This window comes from Pseudomonas sp. NBRC 111143 (assembly GCF_001320965.1).
GTDB lineage: Bacteria > Pseudomonadota > Gammaproteobacteria > Pseudomonadales > Pseudomonadaceae > Aquipseudomonas > Aquipseudomonas machongensis.
This window is the reverse complement of the sequence record NZ_BCBT01000006.1, coordinates 1-17,706: the sequence shown is the minus strand read 5'-3', so window position 1 is coordinate 17,706 and position 17,706 is coordinate 1. Positions and strand designations below refer to the sequence as shown.

The 17,706-nt window shown below is 63.3% G+C and carries 20 protein-coding genes; 11 read left to right on the top strand and 9 right to left on the bottom strand.

Annotated features, from left to right (window positions below):
- Window positions 1–188 precede the first annotated feature (188 nt).
- Entirely contained in the window at window positions 189–3,047 is a 2,859-nt protein-coding gene (locus APH44_RS05025; protein WP_054891608.1) for a class I adenylate cyclase, read from the top strand.
- A gap of 10 nt (window positions 3,048–3,057) precedes the next feature.
- Here APH44_RS05025 and rnk read toward each other — a convergent pair whose 3' ends face one another.
- The 3 genes from rnk to cyaY form a co-directional block, all read right to left on the bottom strand.
- Window positions 3,058–3,468 carry a nucleoside diphosphate kinase regulator gene (gene rnk / locus APH44_RS05020; RefSeq protein WP_054891607.1) on the bottom strand — a complete coding sequence of 137 codons (411 nt, stop codon included), beginning with the start codon at window positions 3,466–3,468 and terminating at the stop codon, window positions 3,058–3,060.
- A 131-nt stretch (window positions 3,469–3,599) separates the two neighbouring features.
- On the bottom strand, window positions 3,600–3,821 hold the full coding sequence (locus APH44_RS05015; RefSeq protein ID WP_054891606.1) for a DUF1289 domain-containing protein: 222 nt from the start codon (window positions 3,819–3,821) through the stop codon (window positions 3,600–3,602).
- A gap of 1 nt (window position 3,822) precedes the next feature.
- Window positions 3,823–4,155: an iron donor protein CyaY gene (gene cyaY / locus APH44_RS05010; RefSeq protein ID WP_054891605.1), complete on the bottom strand. Its 333-nt coding sequence runs from the start codon at window positions 4,153–4,155 to the stop codon at window positions 3,823–3,825.
- A 211-nt stretch (window positions 4,156–4,366) separates the two neighbouring features.
- Between cyaY and APH44_RS05005 the strand changes: the two genes are divergently transcribed.
- From APH44_RS05005 to APH44_RS04980, 6 genes are read left to right on the top strand one after another with little or no spacing between them, the layout of a single operon-like run.
- The gene (locus tag APH44_RS05005; protein ID WP_054891604.1) at window positions 4,367–4,570 is read left to right on the top strand and encodes a lipoprotein; all 204 of its coding nucleotides are present in this window, start codon (window positions 4,367–4,369) and stop codon (window positions 4,568–4,570) included.
- 9 nt (window positions 4,571–4,579) lie between these two features.
- A complete protein-coding gene (gene lysA, locus APH44_RS05000) occupies window positions 4,580–5,827 on the top strand; it encodes a diaminopimelate decarboxylase (RefSeq protein ID WP_054891603.1) in 1,248 nt (415 codons plus the stop codon).
- Window positions 5,828–5,831: 4 nt separating this feature from the next.
- Window positions 5,832–6,662 carry a diaminopimelate epimerase gene (gene dapF, locus APH44_RS04995; protein ID WP_054891602.1) on the top strand — a complete coding sequence of 277 codons (831 nt, stop codon included), beginning with the start codon at window positions 5,832–5,834 and terminating at the stop codon, window positions 6,660–6,662.
- 13 nt (window positions 6,663–6,675) lie between these two features.
- Entirely contained in the window at window positions 6,676–7,386 is a 711-nt protein-coding gene (locus APH44_RS04990) for a DUF484 family protein (protein WP_054891601.1), read from the top strand.
- The gene (gene xerC / locus APH44_RS04985) at window positions 7,386–8,285 is read left to right on the top strand and encodes a tyrosine recombinase XerC (protein ID WP_054891600.1); all 900 of its coding nucleotides are present in this window, start codon (window positions 7,386–7,388) and stop codon (window positions 8,283–8,285) included. The genes APH44_RS04990 and xerC overlap by 1 nt, the downstream gene beginning before the upstream one ends.
- Complete coding sequence (locus tag APH44_RS04980) at window positions 8,282–8,977, top strand: HAD family hydrolase (RefSeq protein ID WP_054891599.1); 696 nt, start codon at window positions 8,282–8,284, stop codon at window positions 8,975–8,977. Before xerC ends, APH44_RS04980 begins: the two co-directional genes overlap by 4 nt.
- Window positions 8,978–9,069: 92 nt before the next feature.
- On the opposite strand, the gene sutA is transcribed toward APH44_RS04980, so the two are convergent.
- The 3 genes from sutA to glnK all read right to left on the bottom strand — a co-directional run bounded on the left by sutA (window position 9,070) and on the right by glnK (window position 11,558).
- On the bottom strand, window positions 9,070–9,399 hold the full coding sequence (gene sutA / locus APH44_RS04975) for a transcriptional regulator SutA (RefSeq protein ID WP_054891598.1): 330 nt from the start codon (window positions 9,397–9,399) through the stop codon (window positions 9,070–9,072).
- A gap of 438 nt (window positions 9,400–9,837) precedes the next feature.
- Window positions 9,838–11,172 (bottom strand): ammonium transporter, encoded by a 1,335-nt coding sequence (locus APH44_RS04970; RefSeq protein WP_054891597.1) that lies wholly within the window; start codon window positions 11,170–11,172, stop codon window positions 9,838–9,840.
- 47 nt (window positions 11,173–11,219) lie between these two features.
- Window positions 11,220–11,558: a P-II family nitrogen regulator gene (glnK, locus tag APH44_RS04965; protein ID WP_002555808.1), complete on the bottom strand. Its 339-nt coding sequence runs from the start codon at window positions 11,556–11,558 to the stop codon at window positions 11,220–11,222.
- A gap of 411 nt (window positions 11,559–11,969) precedes the next feature.
- Here glnK and APH44_RS04960 point away from each other — a divergent pair, with 411 nt between their 5' ends.
- Window positions 11,970–12,233, top strand: a complete 264-nt coding sequence (locus tag APH44_RS04960) for an accessory factor UbiK family protein (protein WP_054891596.1) — start codon at window positions 11,970–11,972, stop codon at window positions 12,231–12,233.
- Window positions 12,234–12,615: 382 nt separating this feature from the next.
- Here APH44_RS04960 and APH44_RS29670 read toward each other — a convergent pair whose 3' ends face one another.
- Entirely contained in the window at window positions 12,616–12,786 is a 171-nt protein-coding gene (locus tag APH44_RS29670; protein WP_155738181.1) for a hypothetical protein, read from the bottom strand.
- A gap of 347 nt (window positions 12,787–13,133) precedes the next feature.
- On the opposite strand from APH44_RS29670, the gene mgtA reads away from it, so the two are divergent.
- From mgtA to APH44_RS29665, 3 genes are read left to right on the top strand one after another with little or no spacing between them, the layout of a single operon-like run.
- Window positions 13,134–15,848 carry a magnesium-translocating P-type ATPase gene (gene mgtA, locus APH44_RS04955; protein ID WP_054891595.1) on the top strand — a complete coding sequence of 905 codons (2,715 nt, stop codon included), beginning with the start codon at window positions 13,134–13,136 and terminating at the stop codon, window positions 15,846–15,848.
- A 20-nt stretch (window positions 15,849–15,868) separates the two neighbouring features.
- The gene (locus APH44_RS04950) at window positions 15,869–16,255 is read left to right on the top strand and encodes a DUF2493 domain-containing protein (RefSeq protein ID WP_054891594.1); all 387 of its coding nucleotides are present in this window, start codon (window positions 15,869–15,871) and stop codon (window positions 16,253–16,255) included.
- On the top strand, window positions 16,245–16,412 hold the full coding sequence (locus APH44_RS29665; RefSeq protein ID WP_153772505.1) for a hypothetical protein: 168 nt from the start codon (window positions 16,245–16,247) through the stop codon (window positions 16,410–16,412). The genes APH44_RS04950 and APH44_RS29665 overlap by 11 nt, the downstream gene beginning before the upstream one ends.
- Window positions 16,413–16,817: 405 nt before the next feature.
- Here APH44_RS29665 and APH44_RS04945 read toward each other — a convergent pair whose 3' ends face one another.
- Both APH44_RS04945 and APH44_RS30225 read right to left on the bottom strand, forming a co-directional pair.
- Complete coding sequence (locus APH44_RS04945) at window positions 16,818–17,279, bottom strand: HIT family protein (protein WP_054891593.1); 462 nt, start codon at window positions 17,277–17,279, stop codon at window positions 16,818–16,820.
- A gap of 11 nt (window positions 17,280–17,290) precedes the next feature.
- Window positions 17,291–17,706: hypothetical protein (locus tag APH44_RS30225; protein WP_218187337.1), on the bottom strand; the 416-nt coding region annotated here is incomplete at its 5' end.

Genomic DNA, 17,706 nt, shown 5'->3' with positions numbered 1-17,706 from the left:
GGTGCAGCACCGTTTTCAAGGGTCTGGTTGGATCTGTGGGAGCGGGCTTGTCCCGCGATGAGGCCCATAAAGACACCGCACTTTCTCAGACGCTGGAAAAATGGCGTCAAAATGCCACTCACCCTCTTATCCACCCTCGCCACTCAGGCTAAACTCGCCGGTGCTCCCCCGGTCTGCCTGAGTGCGTCATGAACCACCCCCATGAAATTCGCCCCGATCTGCACGAAGGTATCGACCGCAAGGTGCTGTCGACCCTGCGCGGGCGTTTTCTCCAGCTGAACCAGGGGCGTCTCGAGCGGGCCATGGAAGGACTGTCCAGCCGCCAGCAGCAGGTACTGACGCTGCTGCCGCTGTTCTTCCACGTCAATCATCCGCTGCTGCCGGGCTATGTGTCGGGCAGCACGCCAGCGGGCGTCTCGGGCTTCGAACCGGATGCCGATCTGTTGGCCGAGGCCCAGCGCCTGACCCGCTCCTTCACCTACAAGCCCCGCCACGGCAACCCGCCACGGCCGATTCACGGCCTGTTCCTCATGGGCAGTCTGGGCACCCTGGCCCAGGCCGAGCAGAGCGACATGGACCTGTGGGTCTGTCATGCGCCGGGGATTGGCGAGGGCGCCCTGGCCGAGCTGCGGCGCAAATGCCAGTTGCTCGAGGCCTGGGCCGCTACCCAAGGCGCCGAGGCGCATTTCTTCCTGATCGAGCCCCAGGGCTTTGTCCAGGGCGAACGCGACAGCCAGCTCAGTTCGGACGACTGCGGCACCACCCAGCATTACCTGCTGCTCGACGAGTTCTATCGCACGGCGATCTGGCTGGCCGGACGCACGCCGCTGTGGTGGCTGGTGCCGGTCTACGAAGAGCACAACTACCAGGCTTACACCCAGACGCTGCTGTCCAAGCGCTTCATTCGCGCCCAGGACGACCTCGACCTCGGCCACCTCGCCCACATCCCGCCGGGTGAGTTCGTCGGCGCCGGGCTGTGGCAACTGTTCAAGGGCATCGACTCGCCCTACAAATCGCTGCTCAAGCTGCTGCTGACCGAGGTCTACGCCAGCGAGCACCCCGAAGTGCGCTGCCTGAGCCTGGACTACAAACGTGCGGTGTTCGCCAACCGCCTGGACCTCGACGAGCTGGATCCTTATGTCATGGTCTACCGGCGGATCGAGCAGTACCTGCAGCGCCGCGGCGAGCACGCGCGCCTGGAGCTGGTGCGACGCAGCCTCTACCTGAAGGTCAACAAGAAGCTCAGCGCCCTGGCTCGCACACGCAGCACCGGCTGGCAGCGCCAGCTCCTGGAGCGCCTGACCGAGGAGTGGGGCTGGGACGAGCGCCAACTGGCCCTGCTCGACAGCCGCAGCCAGTGGAAGGTCCGCCAGGTGGCGGTCGAGCGTCGCGAGCTGGTTGCCGAGCTGAACTACAGCTACCGCTTCCTCAGCCAGTTCGCCCGCGACCAGAACGCCAGCAGCCGCGCCGATCAACGCGACCTCAACGTGCTGGGCCGGCGCCTGTACGCAGCCTTCGAGCGCCGCGCCGGCAAGATCGAGGTCATCAACCCGGGCATCGCCCCGGACGTCGCCGAAGACACGCTCACCCTCGTCCAGTCGCCCAACCGCAAGGAGCCGGGCACCCACCACTGGGGCCTGTACAACGGCAACCTGGGCGTGCACGAGTGGGAACATTTCAGCCCGATCAAACGCTGCCGCGAACTGCTCGAACTGCTGACCTGGGCGCACCGCAACGGCGTCATCGACAGCAGCACCCGCCTGGCTCTGCACCCTGGTGTCAGCGACCTGAGCGAATTCGAGCTGTTCAACCTGCTCGGCAGCCTGCAGCAGACCATCGCGCTACCGCTGGATACCGTCAGCGAAATCCGCCTGCTGCAACCAAGCGTGGCCGACGAAATCCTGTTGCTGGTCAACGTTGGCATCGACCCGCTGCGTCATCACCGCGACCTGAACATCCTGATGACCACCGAGCGCACTGACTCGCTGAGCTATGCCGGGGTGCGCGAAAACCTGGTGCTGACCTTCGACCAGATCACCCTGAACAGCTGGAACGAAGTGCTGGTGCAGCGCTACGACGGCGAGCACGCGCTGATGCGCTGCTTGCGTGATTTTCTCAACAGCCAAGGCCCACGCACGCAGCGTCCGCGGTTACGGGTGCGCTGTTTCTGCCACAACCGCGCGCAAGCGATCGCCCAGCGCGTCGAAGACATCTTCGAGACCGTGCAGTCGCTGCTGGATCAGGGCCTGAACCACCGCTACCTGCTGCAGGTGGCGCAGCACACCCATGTGCTGGACCTGGTGCCCGGCCAGGTCAGCCTGACCACCCTGGACGACCAGGATGCCGTGCTCGCCCACCTCGGCGAGGAGCGCAGCCAGTACAGTCCGCTGTACCTCGACGCCAACGCCCTGCAGGACCACGACTTGCCGCTGGTGCTGGAGCAGGGCCAGCCGGGTTGCATCCAAGTGTTCTATCGCCTGCACGAAGGCTGGGCCGAACTCTACGTACTCGACGAGTACAACGCACTCTGGCAGCAGCGGCTGCCACTGCAGGACGAAAGCCACCTGCTGCTGCCCCTGCAACGCTTTCTGCAGTCGGTCGTGGTACGCCGCGATGCCCAACTGCCGCTCGACAGCCTGCAACAGGCCGCGCTGGACATCCTCTACTACCAGCTACTGCCCAACGGCCCAGGCAAATGCCGTGCCCTGGAGCCTCGGCCCGCGCCACAGGTCGCGGGCGGCCAGCCGTACTACGAAGTGCAGGCGATTCTCCAGGCAGGCGCGGGGGATGACGTGCATGTCACGCTGTATTGCGACCAGCAGGAGTTTTCCCAGCTCGATCACGGCGACCAGCTGTATGCCGTGGTCGCCCGGCAGATTCTGCGCCAGCGCCGCAGCGCCGGGAACTACCGCTGCTACATCACCGACCTGGATCTGTCCGAACTGCTTGAGGACGAACAGGGCTCGACGGTGCTGTTCCTGCGCTACAAGCGCGAACTGGAGCAGTCGCTCAATGATGGGCTGGAGCAGCTACAGGCTGGTTTGTAGGTGATGCCGTTCAGAGGTCGAAATCACCCGCCGCTTCAGGCTGGTATTCCACCTCGAGCAGCTTGAGCTTGAGCGTCTTGCCACCCGGCGCCGGCCAGTCGATCTGGTCGCCCACCGACAACCCCAGCAGCGCACAGCCGATCGGCGCCAGGATCGAGACGTTGCCTTCCACGCCTGCGTCCTTCGGGTAGACCAGGGTCAGGTGATAATCCTTGCCGGTGGCTTCCTCGCGGCAGTGCACGCGCGAGTTCATGGTCACCACGCCCGCCGGGACCTCCTCGTGGCCGACCACCTGTTCGGCGCGGTCCAGCTCGTCCTGCAGGGCGAGCACACCCGGCGTGCTTTCGTCGAGGCTGTCGAGCAGACGCTCAAGACGCTGCACGTCCAGTCGGGTGAGGATGAGGGAAGGCTTGGTGCTCATGGTCCAGTCAGACTCCTTTCAACGAGGTATTTCAAGCTGTAGATAAAGCAAAACCCCGCCCAAGGGCGGGGTTTGAGAATGCTTCTGGCGCGGCCAGTACCGGATTGACACTACCACAGCCGGGCAAATACTCAAGCCTGTGGCGTCGAAGCCCTCAGCGCGTCGGCCTCGCGGCAGATCTGCCGCCGCCGTTCGTCATCGGCCGAACGCCATTCTCGGATATGCTCCACATGCCGCATGCATCCGGTGCAGACCCGACGCTCGTCGAGTCGGCAGACGCTGATGCACGGCGAAGGCACGGCCGGGCTGACGTTGCTGTAGAGCGGCTTGGGCGGCCGCGGTTGCTCGCTCATCTCAGATCTCGTCGAAGTCCAGCTTCTCGCCGACTCGCTCCCAGACGATGCGCTCGAGCATCTCACCGAGCAGTTCTTCGCTCTTCTCGCAGACCCACTTGCCGCTCTCTTCGTCATAGTCGAAGTGGAAACCGCCCGAGCGGTCGGCCAGCCACAGCTGACGCAGCGGCTCCTGGCGGCTGAAGATCAGTTGGCTGCCGTTGTCGAACTTGATTGTCAGGACACCGGCGGAGTTTTCCATGTCCAGATCCAGGTCGGTCTCATCGAACAGATCCTCCAGGGCCTGTTGGGTCGCGTCGACCAGGTCGTGGAAACGCGCTTCGCTCAAACTCATTGCAGGAACCTCGAAAATGGCTGCACACACGCAAGCCGGGCACGATACGACCGCTGGGCGCTGATTGCAAAGACTAGCGACCGGCAGCACCAAGCCCAACCCTCACAGCCAGCAAGCCTGGCCCGCCCGACGGACCGGCCCTTGCATAGGCAATCCGCCGGTCGCTCGGTATACTCGGGCGCAATACTGCTTATTTCAAAGGATTTCACCCATGAAGCGCCTGATTTCCTCCATTGCGGCGCTGGTCGCTGTAGCCTGCCTCGTTTCGGCCTGCGGTCAGAAAGGCCCCCTGTACCTGCCTGAAGACGGCAAGGACGGCAAGAGCGCACGCAAGTCGTCGCACCAGCACGCGCAGCCGGCCAAGGCCGCCCCGCAAGACGAAGAATCGCTGCCCGAGCAGTCGCCAGAGCAGTAAGGAAATCCAATGGACGCATTCAACTACCGCGACGGTGAACTGTTCGCGGAAGGCGTGGCCCTGTCGGCCATCGCCGAACGTTTCGGCACCCCCACCTACGTCTACTCGCGCGCCCACATCGAGGCCCAGTACCGTAGCTACACCGACGCCCTGCAAGGGGTCGAGCACCTGGTGTGCTTCGCGGTCAAGGCCAACTCCAACCTCGGCGTGCTGAACCTGCTTGCGCGCCTTGGCGCGGGCTTCGACATCGTTTCCGGTGGCGAACTGGAGCGTGTGCTGGCAGCCGGCGGCCGGGCCGACCGCGTGGTGTTCTCCGGCGTCGGCAAGACCCGTGAAGACATGCGCCGCGCGCTGGAAGTCGGCGTGCACTGCTTCAACGTCGAATCCACCGACGAACTCGAGCGCCTGCAAGTGGTGGCCGCCGAGATGGGCAAGATCGCCCCGGTCTCGCTGCGGGTCAACCCGGACGTCGATGCCGGCACCCATCCGTACATCTCCACCGGCCTCAAAGAGAACAAGTTCGGCATCGCCATCGCCGATGCCGAAGCCATCTACGTGCGCGCTGCACAGTTGCCCAACCTGGACGTGGTCGGCGTCGACTGCCACATCGGCTCGCAACTGACCACCGTTGACCCGTTCCTTGACGCCCTCGACCGCCTGCTCGACCTGGTCGACCGCCTTGCCGACTGCGGTATTCACCTGCGTCACCTCGACCTGGGCGGCGGCGTCGGCGTGCGCTATCGCGACGAACAACCACCGTTGGTGGCCGACTACATCAAGGCCATCCGAGAACGCGTCGGCGCACGCGACCTGGCCCTGGTGTTCGAGCCGGGCCGCTACATCGTCGCCAACGGCGGCGTACTGCTGACCCGCGTCGAATACCTCAAGCACACCGAGCACAAGGACTTCGCCATCATCGATGCGGCGATGAACGACCTGATCCGTCCGGCGCTGTACCAGGCCTGGATGGGCGTCAGCGCGGTCAAGCCACGTGAAGGCGAAGGCCGTGCCTACGACCTGGTCGGCCCGATCTGCGAAACCGGTGACTTCCTCGCCAAGGACCGCCAGCTGAACCTGGCCGAAGGCGACCTGCTGGCCGTGCAGTCCGCGGGCGCCTATGGTTTCGTCATGAGCTCGAACTACAACACCCGTGGCCGTTGCGCCGAAATCCTGGTCGATGGCGACCAGGCCTTCGAAGTCCGCCGCCGCGAGACCATTGCCGAACTGTTCGCCGGCGAAAGCCTGCTGCCGGAGTGAACCCATGCTGCTGCGTTTCACCAAGATGCACGGGCTGGGCAACGACTTCATGGTCCTGGACCTGGTCAGCCAGCACGCGCACATCCAGCCCAAGCATGCCAAGCAGTGGGGTGATCGCCACACCGGCATCGGCTTCGACCAGCTGCTGATCGTCGAGGCACCGAGCAATCCGGAAGTGGATTTCCGCTACCGGATCTTCAATGCCGATGGCTCCGAAGTCGAACAGTGCGGCAACGGCGCGCGCTGCTTTGCCCGTTTCGTGCTGGACAAGCGCCTGACCGCCAAGAAACGTATCCGCGTCGAAACCAAAGGCGGTGTCATCGAGCTTGATGTGCAGAACGACGGCCAGGTCTGTGTCGACATGGGCCCGCCGCGCTTCGTCCCGGCAGATATCCCCTTCGTTGCCGACCAGCAGGCGCTGAGCTATCCACTGGAAGTCGATGGCCAGGTCCACTCGATCGCCGCCGTGTCCATGGGCAACCCGCATTCGGTGCTGCGCGTAGATGACGTGCGCAGTGCCCCCGTGCATGAGCTGGGCCCTAAGATCGAGCACCACCCGCGCTTCCCGCAGCGGGTCAACGCCGGCTTCATCCAGGTCGTCGACCGCCACCGTGCCAACCTGCGGGTCTGGGAGCGCGGTGCCGGCGAAACACAGGCCTGCGGTACCGGCGCCTGCGCCGCCGCCGTGGCAGCCATCGCCCAGGGCTGGATGGACTCTCCCGTGTCCATCGACCTGCCGGGCGGGCGCCTGAGCATCGAATGGGCTGGCCCCGGCAAACCGGTATTGATGACCGGCCCAGCCGTACGCGTCTACGAAGGACAGGTTCGTCTCTAAGCGAGTATCCGCCATGACCGATCAGCCACAGGTTGTACCCAAGCAAGCCGCCGACCTCGACGCCGAGGCGGTGGTCGCCTACCTGCGTGCCCACCCAACCTTCTTCTCCGAACATGACGAACTGCTCATCGAGCAGCGCATCCCCCACCAGCGCGGCGACAGCGTGTCGCTGGTGGAACGTCAGCTCAAGCTGCTGCGTGACCGCAACATCGAGATGCGCCATCGCCTGTCGCAATTGATGGATGTGGCCCGCGACAACGACCGGCTGTTCGACAAGACCCGCCGCCTCATCCTCGACCTGCTCGACGCCAGCAGCCTGGAGGAAGTGGTAATGGCGGTCGAAGACAGCTTGCGCCAGGAGTTCCAGGTGCCCTTCGTCAGCCTGATCCTGTTCGGTGAGAACGCCGCGCCGGTCGGCCGCTGGGTCAGCAGTGCCGAGGCGCAACAAGCCATCGGTGGCCTGCTGGGCAGTGGCAAGACGGTCAGCGGCAACCTGCGCGAGCATGAGCTGGCATTCCTGTTCGGCGAAGACCAGCGCAAGGACGTCGGATCCAGTGCCGTCGCCTCGCTGGAGCATCAGGGCTTGCACGGCGTGCTGGCCATTGGCAGCCGCGACCCGCAGCACTACAAGAGCAGCGTCGGCACCCTGTTCCTCACCTACATCGCCGAAGTCCTCGGTCGCGTGGTTCCGCGCTTCACCCAGACGCTGCGCTCGGTACGCTGATGGAACGCCAGCTGGAAGCTTATTGCGCGCACCTGCGCAACGAGCGCCAGGTGTCCGAGCACACCCAGCTGGCCTACCGCCGCGACCTGGAGAAAGTGGTCGAATTCTGCAACACCCAGGGCATCGCCAGCTGGCAGGCCCTGCAGATCCAGCAACTGCGCCAGTTGATCGCACGCCTGCACCACCACGGCCAGTCATCGCGCAGCCTGGCGCGCCTGCTCTCGGCGGTGCGCGGCCTGTATCGCTACCTCAACCGTGAGGGGCTGTGCCAGCACGATCCGGCCAACGGCCTGACCCCGCCCAAGGGTGAGCGTCGCCTGCCCAAGACCCTCGACACCGACCGCGCCCTGCAACTGCTCGACGGCGGCGTCGACGACGACTTCATCGCCCGTCGCGACCAGGCCATTCTCGAACTGTTCTACTCCTCGGGCCTGCGCCTGTCGGAACTGACCAACCTCGACCTCGAACAACTGGACCTGGCCGGCGGACTGGTCCAGGTGCAGGGCAAGGGTGGCAAGTCCCGCGTCCTGCCGGTCGGGCGCAAGGCGCGCGAAGCGCTGCAGGCGTGGCTGAAACTGCGCGGGATCAGCGCGCCACGCGACGGTGCGATGTTCGTCACCCGCCAAGGCAAGCGCCTGGGACCACGGGCCATCCAGTTGCGGGTCAAGGTCGCCGGAGAACGCGAACTGGGCCAGCACCTGCACCCGCACATGCTCCGCCACTCCTTCGCCAGCCACCTGCTCGAATCGTCCCAGGACCTGCGCGCGGTACAGGAGATGCTCGGTCACGCCGACATCAGCACCACGCAGATCTATACCCACCTGGACTTCCAGCACCTGGCCGCCGTCTACGACAGCGCCCATCCCCGAGCCAAACGCAGCAAAGGCAGCGACTCATGAGTATCAAGCTGATCACCTTCGACCTGGACGACACCCTGTGGGATACCGCACCGGTGATCACCAGTGCCGAAACCGTCCTGCGCGACTGGCTTGCCGCCAATGCCCCAACCCTGGGCGGTGTGCCGGTCGAGCACCTGTATGCCATCCGCGAACGCCTGGTGCAGGCCGAACCGGGCCTCAAGCACCGCATCAGCGCCCTGCGCCGGCGCGTGCTGTTCCACGCACTGTCCGAGGTCGGCTACAGCGAGCAACACGCCCAGACGCTCGCCAATGAAGCCTTCGAGGTGTTCCTGCATGCCCGGCATCAGGTCGAGGTGTTTCCCGAAGTGCAGCCGGTGCTGGAAATCCTGCGCCATCACTATGTGCTGGGCGTCGTGACCAACGGCAATGCCGATGTGCGGCGGCTGGGGATTTCGGACTACTTCCGCTTCGCCCTGTGCGCCGAGGACCTGGGGATCGGCAAGCCCGACCCTGCGCCCTTCCGCGAAGCCCTCAAGCGCGGTGAAGTGGAGGCAAGTGCCGCAGTGCATGTCGGCGATCATCCGGGTGACGACATCGCCGGGGCCCAACGCGCCGGCTTACGCGCAGTCTGGTTCAACCCCCAGGGCAAGGCCTGGGCCGGCGAGCAGGCGCCCGATGCCGAGATCCAGCGCCTGTCGCAGTTGCCCGAGGTGCTGGCACGCTGGCGCTGACGGCCCTATCGCGGGGCAAGCCCGCACGAACACCCAAATTCCACCCACAAAAAAGCCCGCAGCGACCGCGGGCTTTTTTTGTATCCAGCCACTCAGATAGGGCGGCTGCCGTACTTGTTGTCCGGCTTCTTGGGCGGATCGGCGACCACGTTGGCCTCGACTTCCTGGACCTTGCCACCGCGCGCCAGGAACTCTTCCATGGCGCGCGCCAGCGCATCGCGTTCCTTCTGCTTGGCTTCCATGCTCGGCATCTCGTCTACCGAGACCGCCGCCTTGGACTTGCCTTTGGCGGCAGGTGCAGGGCTGCTGTCGTCGTCGCCGGCGTCTTCCGCGCCGTCGTCGGATGCCGCTTCAAGGGCCTCATCACCCTCGTCTTCGTCGCCTACTTCGAGGTCATCATTTTCCAGATCGTCGTCGCTCATGTTCTACCTCATGACTTGCGAAAAGCAGGTTAGTTATAGACCAGTGATGCCGTAGACCGGCAGCCACCAGTGAAAATTCAACTGGCCGTGGGTTGGCCACTGCCTTGGATGTACGGCCCCTGGTGAGGGCGTTTCACCCAGCAGATCCCAGCTCCTGGCGGGATCTGACGAAATCCTTGAGCCACCGCTGCTGGCCTTGCGCTATTGGCAAGCCTAGCAAAGCGTGGCGAAGTGTGTGGAAGGCACTGCAAACACCCTTCCGGCGCGCATTCTAGCGCGCCGGGAGAAAAAACAAAGCTCCATCAGTACCCGCTTTTCTGTAAGTTTTCTGCCTGCGTCACGAACGTGCCGGATAAACCGTTTGCCTACCGGCGAAACGGTAAAAATCAGGCAAAAAAATGCCCGGACAAGCCGGGCAAGTTTTTTACTGCAGGGCGGTTACAGGTTGTAGCCGCGCTCGTTGTGCTGAGCCAGGTCGAGGCCGACCGACTCTTCTTCTTCGTTGACCCGCAGGCCCATTACCACGTCCAGCACCTTGAGGATCACGTAGGTGACGATGGCGGTGTAGGCCACGGTGAAGATCACGCCCTTGGCCTGGACCCAGACCTGCGCACCGATATCGGTGACCGCGCCGAAGCCGCCCAGGGCCGGTGCTGCGAACACACCGGTGAGAATCGCGCCGACGATACCGCCGATACCATGCACACCGAAGGCATCCAGCGAGTCGTCGTAACCCAGCTTGCGCTTGAGGCTGGTGGCGCAGAAGTAGCAGATCACACCCGACGCCAGGCCGATTACCAGGGCGCCCATCGGGCCGACGGTGCCGGCAGCCGGAGTGATGGCGACCAGGCCGGCGACCACACCCGAAGCGATGCCCAGGGCACTAGGTTTGCCGTGGCCGATCCACTCGGCGAACATCCAGCCCAGCGCGGCGGCGGCGGTGGCGATCTGGGTCACCAGCATGGCCATGCCGGCAGTGCCGTTGGCCGCTGCAGCGGAACCTGCGTTGAAGCCGAACCAGCCGATCCACAGCATGGCAGCGCCGACCAGGGTGTAGCCGAGGTTGTGCGGAGCCATCGGCGTGGTCGGGTAGCCTTTGCGCTTGCCCAGTACCAGGCACGCCACCAGGCCTGCGATACCGGCGTTGATGTGCACCACGGTGCCGCCCGCGAAGTCCAGTACGCCCCAGTCCCACATCAGTGCGCCGTCACCGCTCCAGACCATGTGCGCGATCGGCGCATAGACCAGGGTGAACCACACGCCCATGAACACCAGCATGGCGGAGAACTTCATGCGTTCGGCAAAGGCACCGACGATCAGTGCCGGGGTGATGATGGCGAAGGTCATCTGGAAGGTGATGAACACCGCCTCAGGGAACAGCGCGGTGGCCGAGGTCAGGCCAGACGGCGTCACACCGGCGAGGAAGGCTTTGGAGAAGCCGCCGATGAACGAGTTGAAGTTGAGCACGCCCTTTTCCATACCGGTGGTATCGAAGGCGATGCTGTAGCCGTAGATGACCCACAGGATGCTGATCAGACCGGTGATGGCGAAGCATTGCATCATCACCGACAGCAGGTTCTTGGAGCGCACCATGCCACCGTAGAACAGGGCCAGGCCCGGGATGGTCATGAACAGTACCAGCGCCGTGGCCGTGAGCATCCAGGCGGTGTCGCCGGAGTTCAGTACCGGGGCGGCTGCTTCCTCTGCCAGGGCCAGGCCAGGCATTACGAGGGACAATAGGGCTCCTAGCCCTGCGATCTTGCGCAGAGTCATTTGTTTTCTCCTGGGGCGTTTGGGTTTGGTGAGGCTTGTTGTGTCGCTTAGATCGCGTCGGTATCGGTTTCGCCGGTACGGATGCGGATCGCCTGCTCCAGATTCACCACGAAGATCTTGCCGTCGCCGATCTTGCCGGTGTTGGCCGCCTTGGTGATGGCTTCGATCACCCGGTCCAGGTCCTTGTCATCGATGGCGACATCGATCTTGACCTTGGGCAGGAAATCGACCACGTATTCGGCGCCACGGTACAGCTCGGTGTGGCCTTTCTGCCGGCCGAAGCCCTTGACTTCGGTCACGGTGATGCCTTGCACGCCGATTTCCGACAGCGACTCGCGCACGTCGTCCAGCTTGAACGGCTTGATGATGGCAGTGACTAGCTTCATGAAACTCTTCTCCCGATTTGGTGGACTTGCCCCAGGAAAACAAACCCGTCTCAAGTCTAAGCGCAGCGCCTGGCTTTGTAACGCGTCGTCGGCTCCATTCCCCCACCGACACACGTTTCGGCGGGTGGAGAGGGAGCCTTGCGGCTCCGCCTGCACACTGCCCGATCACAAGGGACTGCATCAGTGCATGGCGCACAGAGGCCTTTGCAGAAACCTTGCCAGATCCGGCAAAGGGCCGGAAAACAAGTAGTTGCGCACAATGCTCGGGATTAGCCCATGGCCAGTACGCTGAAAGCTGCACGATTCTGGTGCGTCGAGCCGCCAGCGGCTGCTCAAAAAGTGTGCGTCCGACCGCCGAAATGCGCCGTGCTACACTGCCCACCTTTCACACGCCACGGAACAGCCTGACCCATGCTCGCGCCCAAAGCCCTTCTCGACGCCCTGAGCGACCAGGCCGCGCGCCTGTTCAGCGGCGACACCGCGCAGCCGCGCGCCGAACTCGAAAGCCAGTTCAAGATCCTGATGCAGAGCGCGTTCAGCAAGCTGGACCTGGTCAGCCGGGAAGAATTCGACAGCCAGATGGTGGTCCTGGCGCGCACCCGCGCGCGCCTCGAAGCCCTGGAGAAGCAAGTGGCCGAGCTGGAAGCGCGCATGGCGCCACCCGCCCAGGACTAGCCACCCTCAGTGATATCCAGCCGGCCTCCGCGCAGAGGCCGGCCGGAAACTTCAAATGCTTCCTACAAACAACAGGGAGCCCTCAAGCAAGATGAAACTTATTTAAAGTTCACCTCCCCGGTTGACTTCGATACTACCCTTGAATAAAGTTCGCTCGCCCTGAGAGAAGGGGCCTTTTTTCCATTCACTGAAGAATTCAATGGACACAGTATCTAGTCGCTGCCTGACCACCGCCGTACGGCCCGGTCAGGCACTTGAACCGGAACACCGGTCCCGACACCCTGGTCGGGCAAGCCGCGCCAGAGCCTGATGCTCCGCCGTGACTTGCCACAGCCGGTGTCCGCCGGTTGGAGGCAAGCTCATGAACCTCACGTCATTCGTTTCACATCGCCTGCACGCCTGCCTGGCGCGTTTGCAGGCCCGCGCCAGGCCGCCCCGTGGCCCGTGCGCTCCAGCCCAGCCCTCGGCCGCCGTGCGCGGCCCGCAGTTGCGTGCCGTATGGCAGGCACACCCCTGCCACGGAAAACTCCAGTTGCGCCTGCACTGGCACCATGACGACAGCCAGGACCCTCCAGGTAGACGGGGGCCGCTGGCACGCGTTTGCGCTCGCCTGAGACCCCACACGCTCCACTGAACAACTGATATTGAACAGTAATTTTTGATCGAACTTTCAACATTGAAAGTTCGCCGGACCGTTATTGCCCATTATTTATCAACGAGGAATACAAACATGGACTGCGCGAGTAGAAAGTTCGCTGCCGAAACAACTTCCGACTCTCGGCAGCGGACAGACAACTGTCGGAAAAACCAAGCATTTTTCTGCGACCCGACATGCCTACGTTCACCCCCTGAGTGAAACGTCTGTGTGTCGTGCCGCCGCAGCGGCAGGAGCACAGCAACATGACCGTCAAACACCGCAACACCGCACCGGCCAAGGCCGAACGCGAAACCCGCCTGTCCACCCGCGCCGCCCGTGAAGCGCGCAATGGCCTGTCCGTCACCCTCGCCAACCTCGATGCCAGCGAGCATGGCCTGACCGAACACGAAGCCGCCAAGCGCCTGCAGCGCGACGGCGCCAACCAGGTCGCCCACGACCAGCAACCCCACGCCCTGGTGCAACTGCTCAAGGCCCTGCACAACCCCTTCATCTACGTCCTGCTGACCCTGGCCGGGATCAGTTTCGTCACCGACTACTGGATGCCGATCAGCGCAGGTGAAGCGGACGACGCCGACTTGACCAAGGTCATCATCATCATGACCATGGTCAGCCTCAGCAGCCTGCTGCGCTTCTGGCAGGAGTACCGCTCGAACAAGGCCGCCGACACCCTCAAGGCGATGGTGCGCACCACCGCCACCGTGCTGCGCCGCGAACAGTTCGGCCAGCCGCCGCGCCTGCGCGAAGTGCCCATGGACGAACTGGTGGCCGGCGACATCGTGCAGCTTTCGGCGGGCGACATGATTCCCGCCGACATCCGCCTGCTCGAATCACGCGACCTGTTCATCAGCCAGGCGGTGCTCACCGGCGAGGCACTGCCGGTCGAGAAGTACGACACCCTGGGCAATGTCGCGCAGAAGTCCGCCACCGATGACAGCGGCAACCAGGACAACCTGCTCGAGTTGCCGAACATCTGCTTCATGGGCACCAACGTGGTCAGCGGCCGCGCCCGCGCCGTGGTGGTCGCCACCGGCCGGCGCACCTACTTCGGCTCCCTGGCCAAAGCCATCGCCGGCTCGCGCAGCCAGACCGCCTTCGACCGCGGCGTGAACAGCGTCAGCAGCCTGCTGATCCGCTTCATGCTGGTGATGGTACCGGTGGTGTTCATGATCAACGGCCTGGTCAAGGGCGACTGGGGCGATGCCTTCCTCTTCGCCCTCGCCGTGGCCGTGGGCCTGACCCCGGAAATGCTGCCGATGATCGTCAGCGCCAACCTGGCCAAGGGCGCCGTGGCCATGGCCCGGCGCAAAGTGGTGGTCAAGCGCCTGAACGCCATCCAGAACCTCGGTTCGATGGATGTACTGTGCACCGACAAGACCGGCACCCTCACCCAGGACCGGATCATCCTCGAGCACCATGTGCGCACCGACGGTGAGCGCGACAAACGCGTGCTGGAACTGGCCTGGCTCAACAGCCACCACCAGAGCGGCGTGCGCAACCTGATGGACCAGGCCGTGCTGCACTTCGCAGGCCAGGAGCGTGAGTTCCAGGCGCCCTACGCCTACGCCAAGGTCGACGAGTTGCCGTTCGACTTCATTCGCCGTCGCCTGTCGGTGGTGGTGAAGAACGCCCTGGGCGATCACCTGATGGTGAGCAAGGGCGCCGTCGAGGAAATGCTCGCCATCGCCACCCATGTGCAGGAAGGCGACAGCGTCGTGGCCCTCGATGAGCGTCGCCGCCAGCGCCTGCTGGCCAGCGCCGATGCCTTCAACCGCGACGGCTTCCGCGTACTGGTGGTCGCTACCCGCGACATTCCGGCAAGCGAAGGCAAGGCGCAGTACCACACCGACGACGAGCGCGACCTGGTGATCCAGGGCTTCCTGACCTTCCTCGACCCGCCCAAGGAAACCGCTGGCCCGGCCATTGCCGCCCTGCGCGACATGGGTGTACGGGTCAAGGTGCTGACCGGCGACAACCCGGTGGTCACCTGCAAGGTGTGCCGTGAAGTCGGCCTGGAGCCCGGCCTGCCGCTGCTCGGCCAGGACATCGAGCGCATGGACGACACCACCCTGAAGATTCAGGTCGAAGAGCGCACCGTCTTCGCCAAGCTCACCCCGCTGCAGAAATCCCGCGTGCTCAAGGCGCTGCAGGCCAACGGTCACACCGTGGGCTTCCTCGGCGACGGCATCAACGACGCTGCAGCCCTGCGCGACGCCGACGTCGGTATCTCGGTAGACAGCGGCACCGATATCGCCAAGGAATCGGCCGATATCATCCTGCTGGAAAAAAGCCTGATGGTGCTCGAAGAGGGCGTGCTCAAAGGTCGCGAAACCTTCGGCAACATCATGAAGTACCTGTGCATGACCGCCAGTTCCAACTTCGGCAACGTGTTCTCGGTGCTGGTGGCCAGTGCGTTCATTCCCTTCCTGCCGATGCTGGCGATCCACCTGCTGCTGCAGAACCTGATGTACGACTTCTCCCAGCTGTCGCTGCCGTGGGACCGCATGGACAAGGAATTCCTCAGCGAACCGCGCAAGTGGGATGCCCGCAACATCGGCCGCTTCATGCTGTGGATCGGCCCGACCTCGTCGATCTTCGACATCACCACCTTTGCCCTGATGTGGTATGTGTTCGCCGCCAACAGTGTCGAGATGCAGGCGCTGTTCCAGTCTGGCTGGTTCATCGAAGGCCTGCTGTCGCAAACCCTGGTGGTGCACATGCTGCGCACGCGCAAAGTGCCGTTCTTCCAGAGCACTGCAGCGCTGCCGGTGATCCTGGCCACGGGCCTGGTGATGGCACTGGGCATCTACATCCCGTTCTCGCCGGTGGGCGCGATGGTCGGTCTGGTGCCGCTGCCGTGGGAATACTTCCCTTGGCTGGTCGCCACCCTGCTGGGCTACTGCGTGGTCGCACAGACCATGAAGACCCTCTACATCCGCCGCTTCGGACAGTGGTTCTGAGCCTGCAGGGAGAGCAGACCATGCGCGTACTGATCTGTGCGGGACGCAACTACGCCGACACCCGGCGCTGCCGCCAGGCCCTGGACGATGTCCAGCGCCAGCGGTCGATCCGGGTGTTGATCCACGGCGGCAGCCAGTTCCTTGGTGGCGAGATCGAAAGCTGGGCACGCGAGCACGGCGCCGACCTGGTGCGCTACCCGCCCAACTGGCAGCTGCACGGCAAGCAGGCCGAACGCCTGCGCAACCTGTTCATGTTCACCGACAGCCGCCCCGAGTTGTTGCTCGCCCTGCCCGGGGGGGACGACACCGAGGAGCTGCTGGCCAGGGCCCGCGGCGCTGGTGTGCAGGTGATCTGCGGCAGGCAACCACGACACCCCGAGCACGAGGAGCATTGCCATGACGCCTGAAAAGCCTGATGAGCGAGCCCGTTTCTCGCTCACCCACGACCTGCCACCCGCCCAGGCCCGGGCGGCGCGGCGCAATGTGCTGTTTGTGATCGTGACCTTGGTGTTGAGTGGGGTGTTGGTAGTGTTGTTTGGGGTCGAGGCGCGGTTGTCTGGATGATGCACCAGCTCCGAAGCCAGCAACGCCTGCTTAGTACGGCGGACTCTTCGAGGCGCCGCGAACAACAGCGCAGCAGGTGCCATTCACAGCGGTGCCTGCTTCGCGGGCAAGCCCGCTCCCACAAGTACTGCACCGGTTCCGATGGAACTACAAGACCCCTGTGGGAGCAACTGTCTTGTTCAAAACCTAAAGGTCAGCCCAATCCCCTGTGGGAGCGGGCTCGTCCCGCGATCGGGCGCGCAGCGGCCGCCAACCAGGCAATGTAGATAACCCTGAAACAGCACGAAAGCCGCTTCACGCTTGCACGCAAGACCCCAGGACAATCGACCTATGAAAGATCTAGAATTGCATCGCTCTGCGGGGCCTTCCTGATCCCTTTGGGTGGTAACGTCAGAAAACATGCCTTCAGCGATTGTGACCCCGGATAAGATTTGCCAACTCGACCAGCGCCTGGTCATCCGCTCGCTGGTGATCATGTGACGAAACATACCCTTCATACTGGGTAAAAAACTTATCGACACGAGAATTTATCTTCTTGAACGCAGACGTTTCCCCTGTCCCGTGCATGGGAAATAGCTTGGCATGAAGATGATCAACACCATAGCCCTCAAAAATCATGGCCGTTCGTCCAACCTCTGGCAATGAACGATCCAATATAAGTGCAACCTGTTTGGCCGCTTTGGTGAGCGCACAAAGCGTTTCATCTGCAACCGAAAATGCGTAGCTTGAATGGTGTACCTTTGGGATCACCACAGTAAACCCGGGAGTATTTGGGTAAATAGAAAGAAAAGCCAAATGGCCTTCACCCTCCCAAATGACATGTGCAGCCTCCCGGCCAGCGACAATCTCGCAGAACATACACTTCATTGATGGAGCCTCTATATGACCTTACACAAATCTTCCATTTTCCGCTGACTAACGGAAGTGTCCGGACGCCCAAAACTCCTATAAGCAATAGATTTAATCACCCGATCAGAAATCTCCGCCGCCAGCGCCATATTCATCGGACCATAACTAGGCATAATAGAACTCGGAAGCCTCTGCCAATCAATAGGGCACGCCACATGACCATCATTAATACTGGCAGAAGAATGTGGCATGAAGGTAAATATAATCATCGAACCATGTATATACCCTCCACTAATGACAGGCACACCACACTCATCGGTGATACGCCTGGCTTGGCTAGCCAAGGTACCTGGATTGTCCGCTGTGACCACCAACGCATCTACATCCGAGGCGCATAATTCGCACAGCTGAACGATGCTTGTCTCGGCGCTCTGAACCTCTAGGG

Bases quoted from the DNA above. Each gene is read 5' to 3' on its own strand.
- APH44_RS05025 (WP_054891608.1), top strand. From the start codon at position 189: ATGAACCACCCCCATGAAATTCGCCCCGATCTGCACGAAGGTATCGAC.
- rnk (WP_054891607.1), bottom strand. From the start codon at position 3,468: ATGAGCACCAAGCCTTCCCTCATCCTCACCCGACTGGACGTGCAGCGT.
- APH44_RS05015 (WP_054891606.1), bottom strand. From the start codon at position 3,821: ATGAGCGAGCAACCGCGGCCGCCCAAGCCGCTCTACAGCAACGTCAGC.
- cyaY (WP_054891605.1), bottom strand. From the start codon at position 4,155: ATGAGTTTGAGCGAAGCGCGTTTCCACGACCTGGTCGACGCGACCCAA.
- APH44_RS05005 (WP_054891604.1), top strand. From the start codon at position 4,367: ATGAAGCGCCTGATTTCCTCCATTGCGGCGCTGGTCGCTGTAGCCTGC.
- lysA (WP_054891603.1), top strand. From the start codon at position 4,580: ATGGACGCATTCAACTACCGCGACGGTGAACTGTTCGCGGAAGGCGTG.
- dapF (WP_054891602.1), top strand. From the start codon at position 5,832: ATGCTGCTGCGTTTCACCAAGATGCACGGGCTGGGCAACGACTTCATG.
- APH44_RS04990 (WP_054891601.1), top strand. From the start codon at position 6,676: ATGACCGATCAGCCACAGGTTGTACCCAAGCAAGCCGCCGACCTCGAC.
- xerC (WP_054891600.1), top strand. From the start codon at position 7,386: ATGGAACGCCAGCTGGAAGCTTATTGCGCGCACCTGCGCAACGAGCGC.
- APH44_RS04980 (WP_054891599.1), top strand. From the start codon at position 8,282: ATGAGTATCAAGCTGATCACCTTCGACCTGGACGACACCCTGTGGGAT.
- sutA (WP_054891598.1), bottom strand. From the start codon at position 9,399: ATGAGCGACGACGATCTGGAAAATGATGACCTCGAAGTAGGCGACGAA.
- APH44_RS04970 (WP_054891597.1), bottom strand. From the start codon at position 11,172: ATGACTCTGCGCAAGATCGCAGGGCTAGGAGCCCTATTGTCCCTCGTA.
- glnK (WP_002555808.1), bottom strand. From the start codon at position 11,558: ATGAAGCTAGTCACTGCCATCATCAAGCCGTTCAAGCTGGACGACGTG.
- APH44_RS04960 (WP_054891596.1), top strand. From the start codon at position 11,970: ATGCTCGCGCCCAAAGCCCTTCTCGACGCCCTGAGCGACCAGGCCGCG.
- APH44_RS29670 (WP_155738181.1), bottom strand. From the start codon at position 12,786: ATGGTGCCAGTGCAGGCGCAACTGGAGTTTTCCGTGGCAGGGGTGTGC.
- mgtA (WP_054891595.1), top strand. From the start codon at position 13,134: ATGACCGTCAAACACCGCAACACCGCACCGGCCAAGGCCGAACGCGAA.
- APH44_RS04950 (WP_054891594.1), top strand. From the start codon at position 15,869: ATGCGCGTACTGATCTGTGCGGGACGCAACTACGCCGACACCCGGCGC.
- APH44_RS29665 (WP_153772505.1), top strand. From the start codon at position 16,245: ATGACGCCTGAAAAGCCTGATGAGCGAGCCCGTTTCTCGCTCACCCAC.
- APH44_RS04945 (WP_054891593.1), bottom strand. From the start codon at position 17,279: ATGAAGTGTATGTTCTGCGAGATTGTCGCTGGCCGGGAGGCTGCACAT.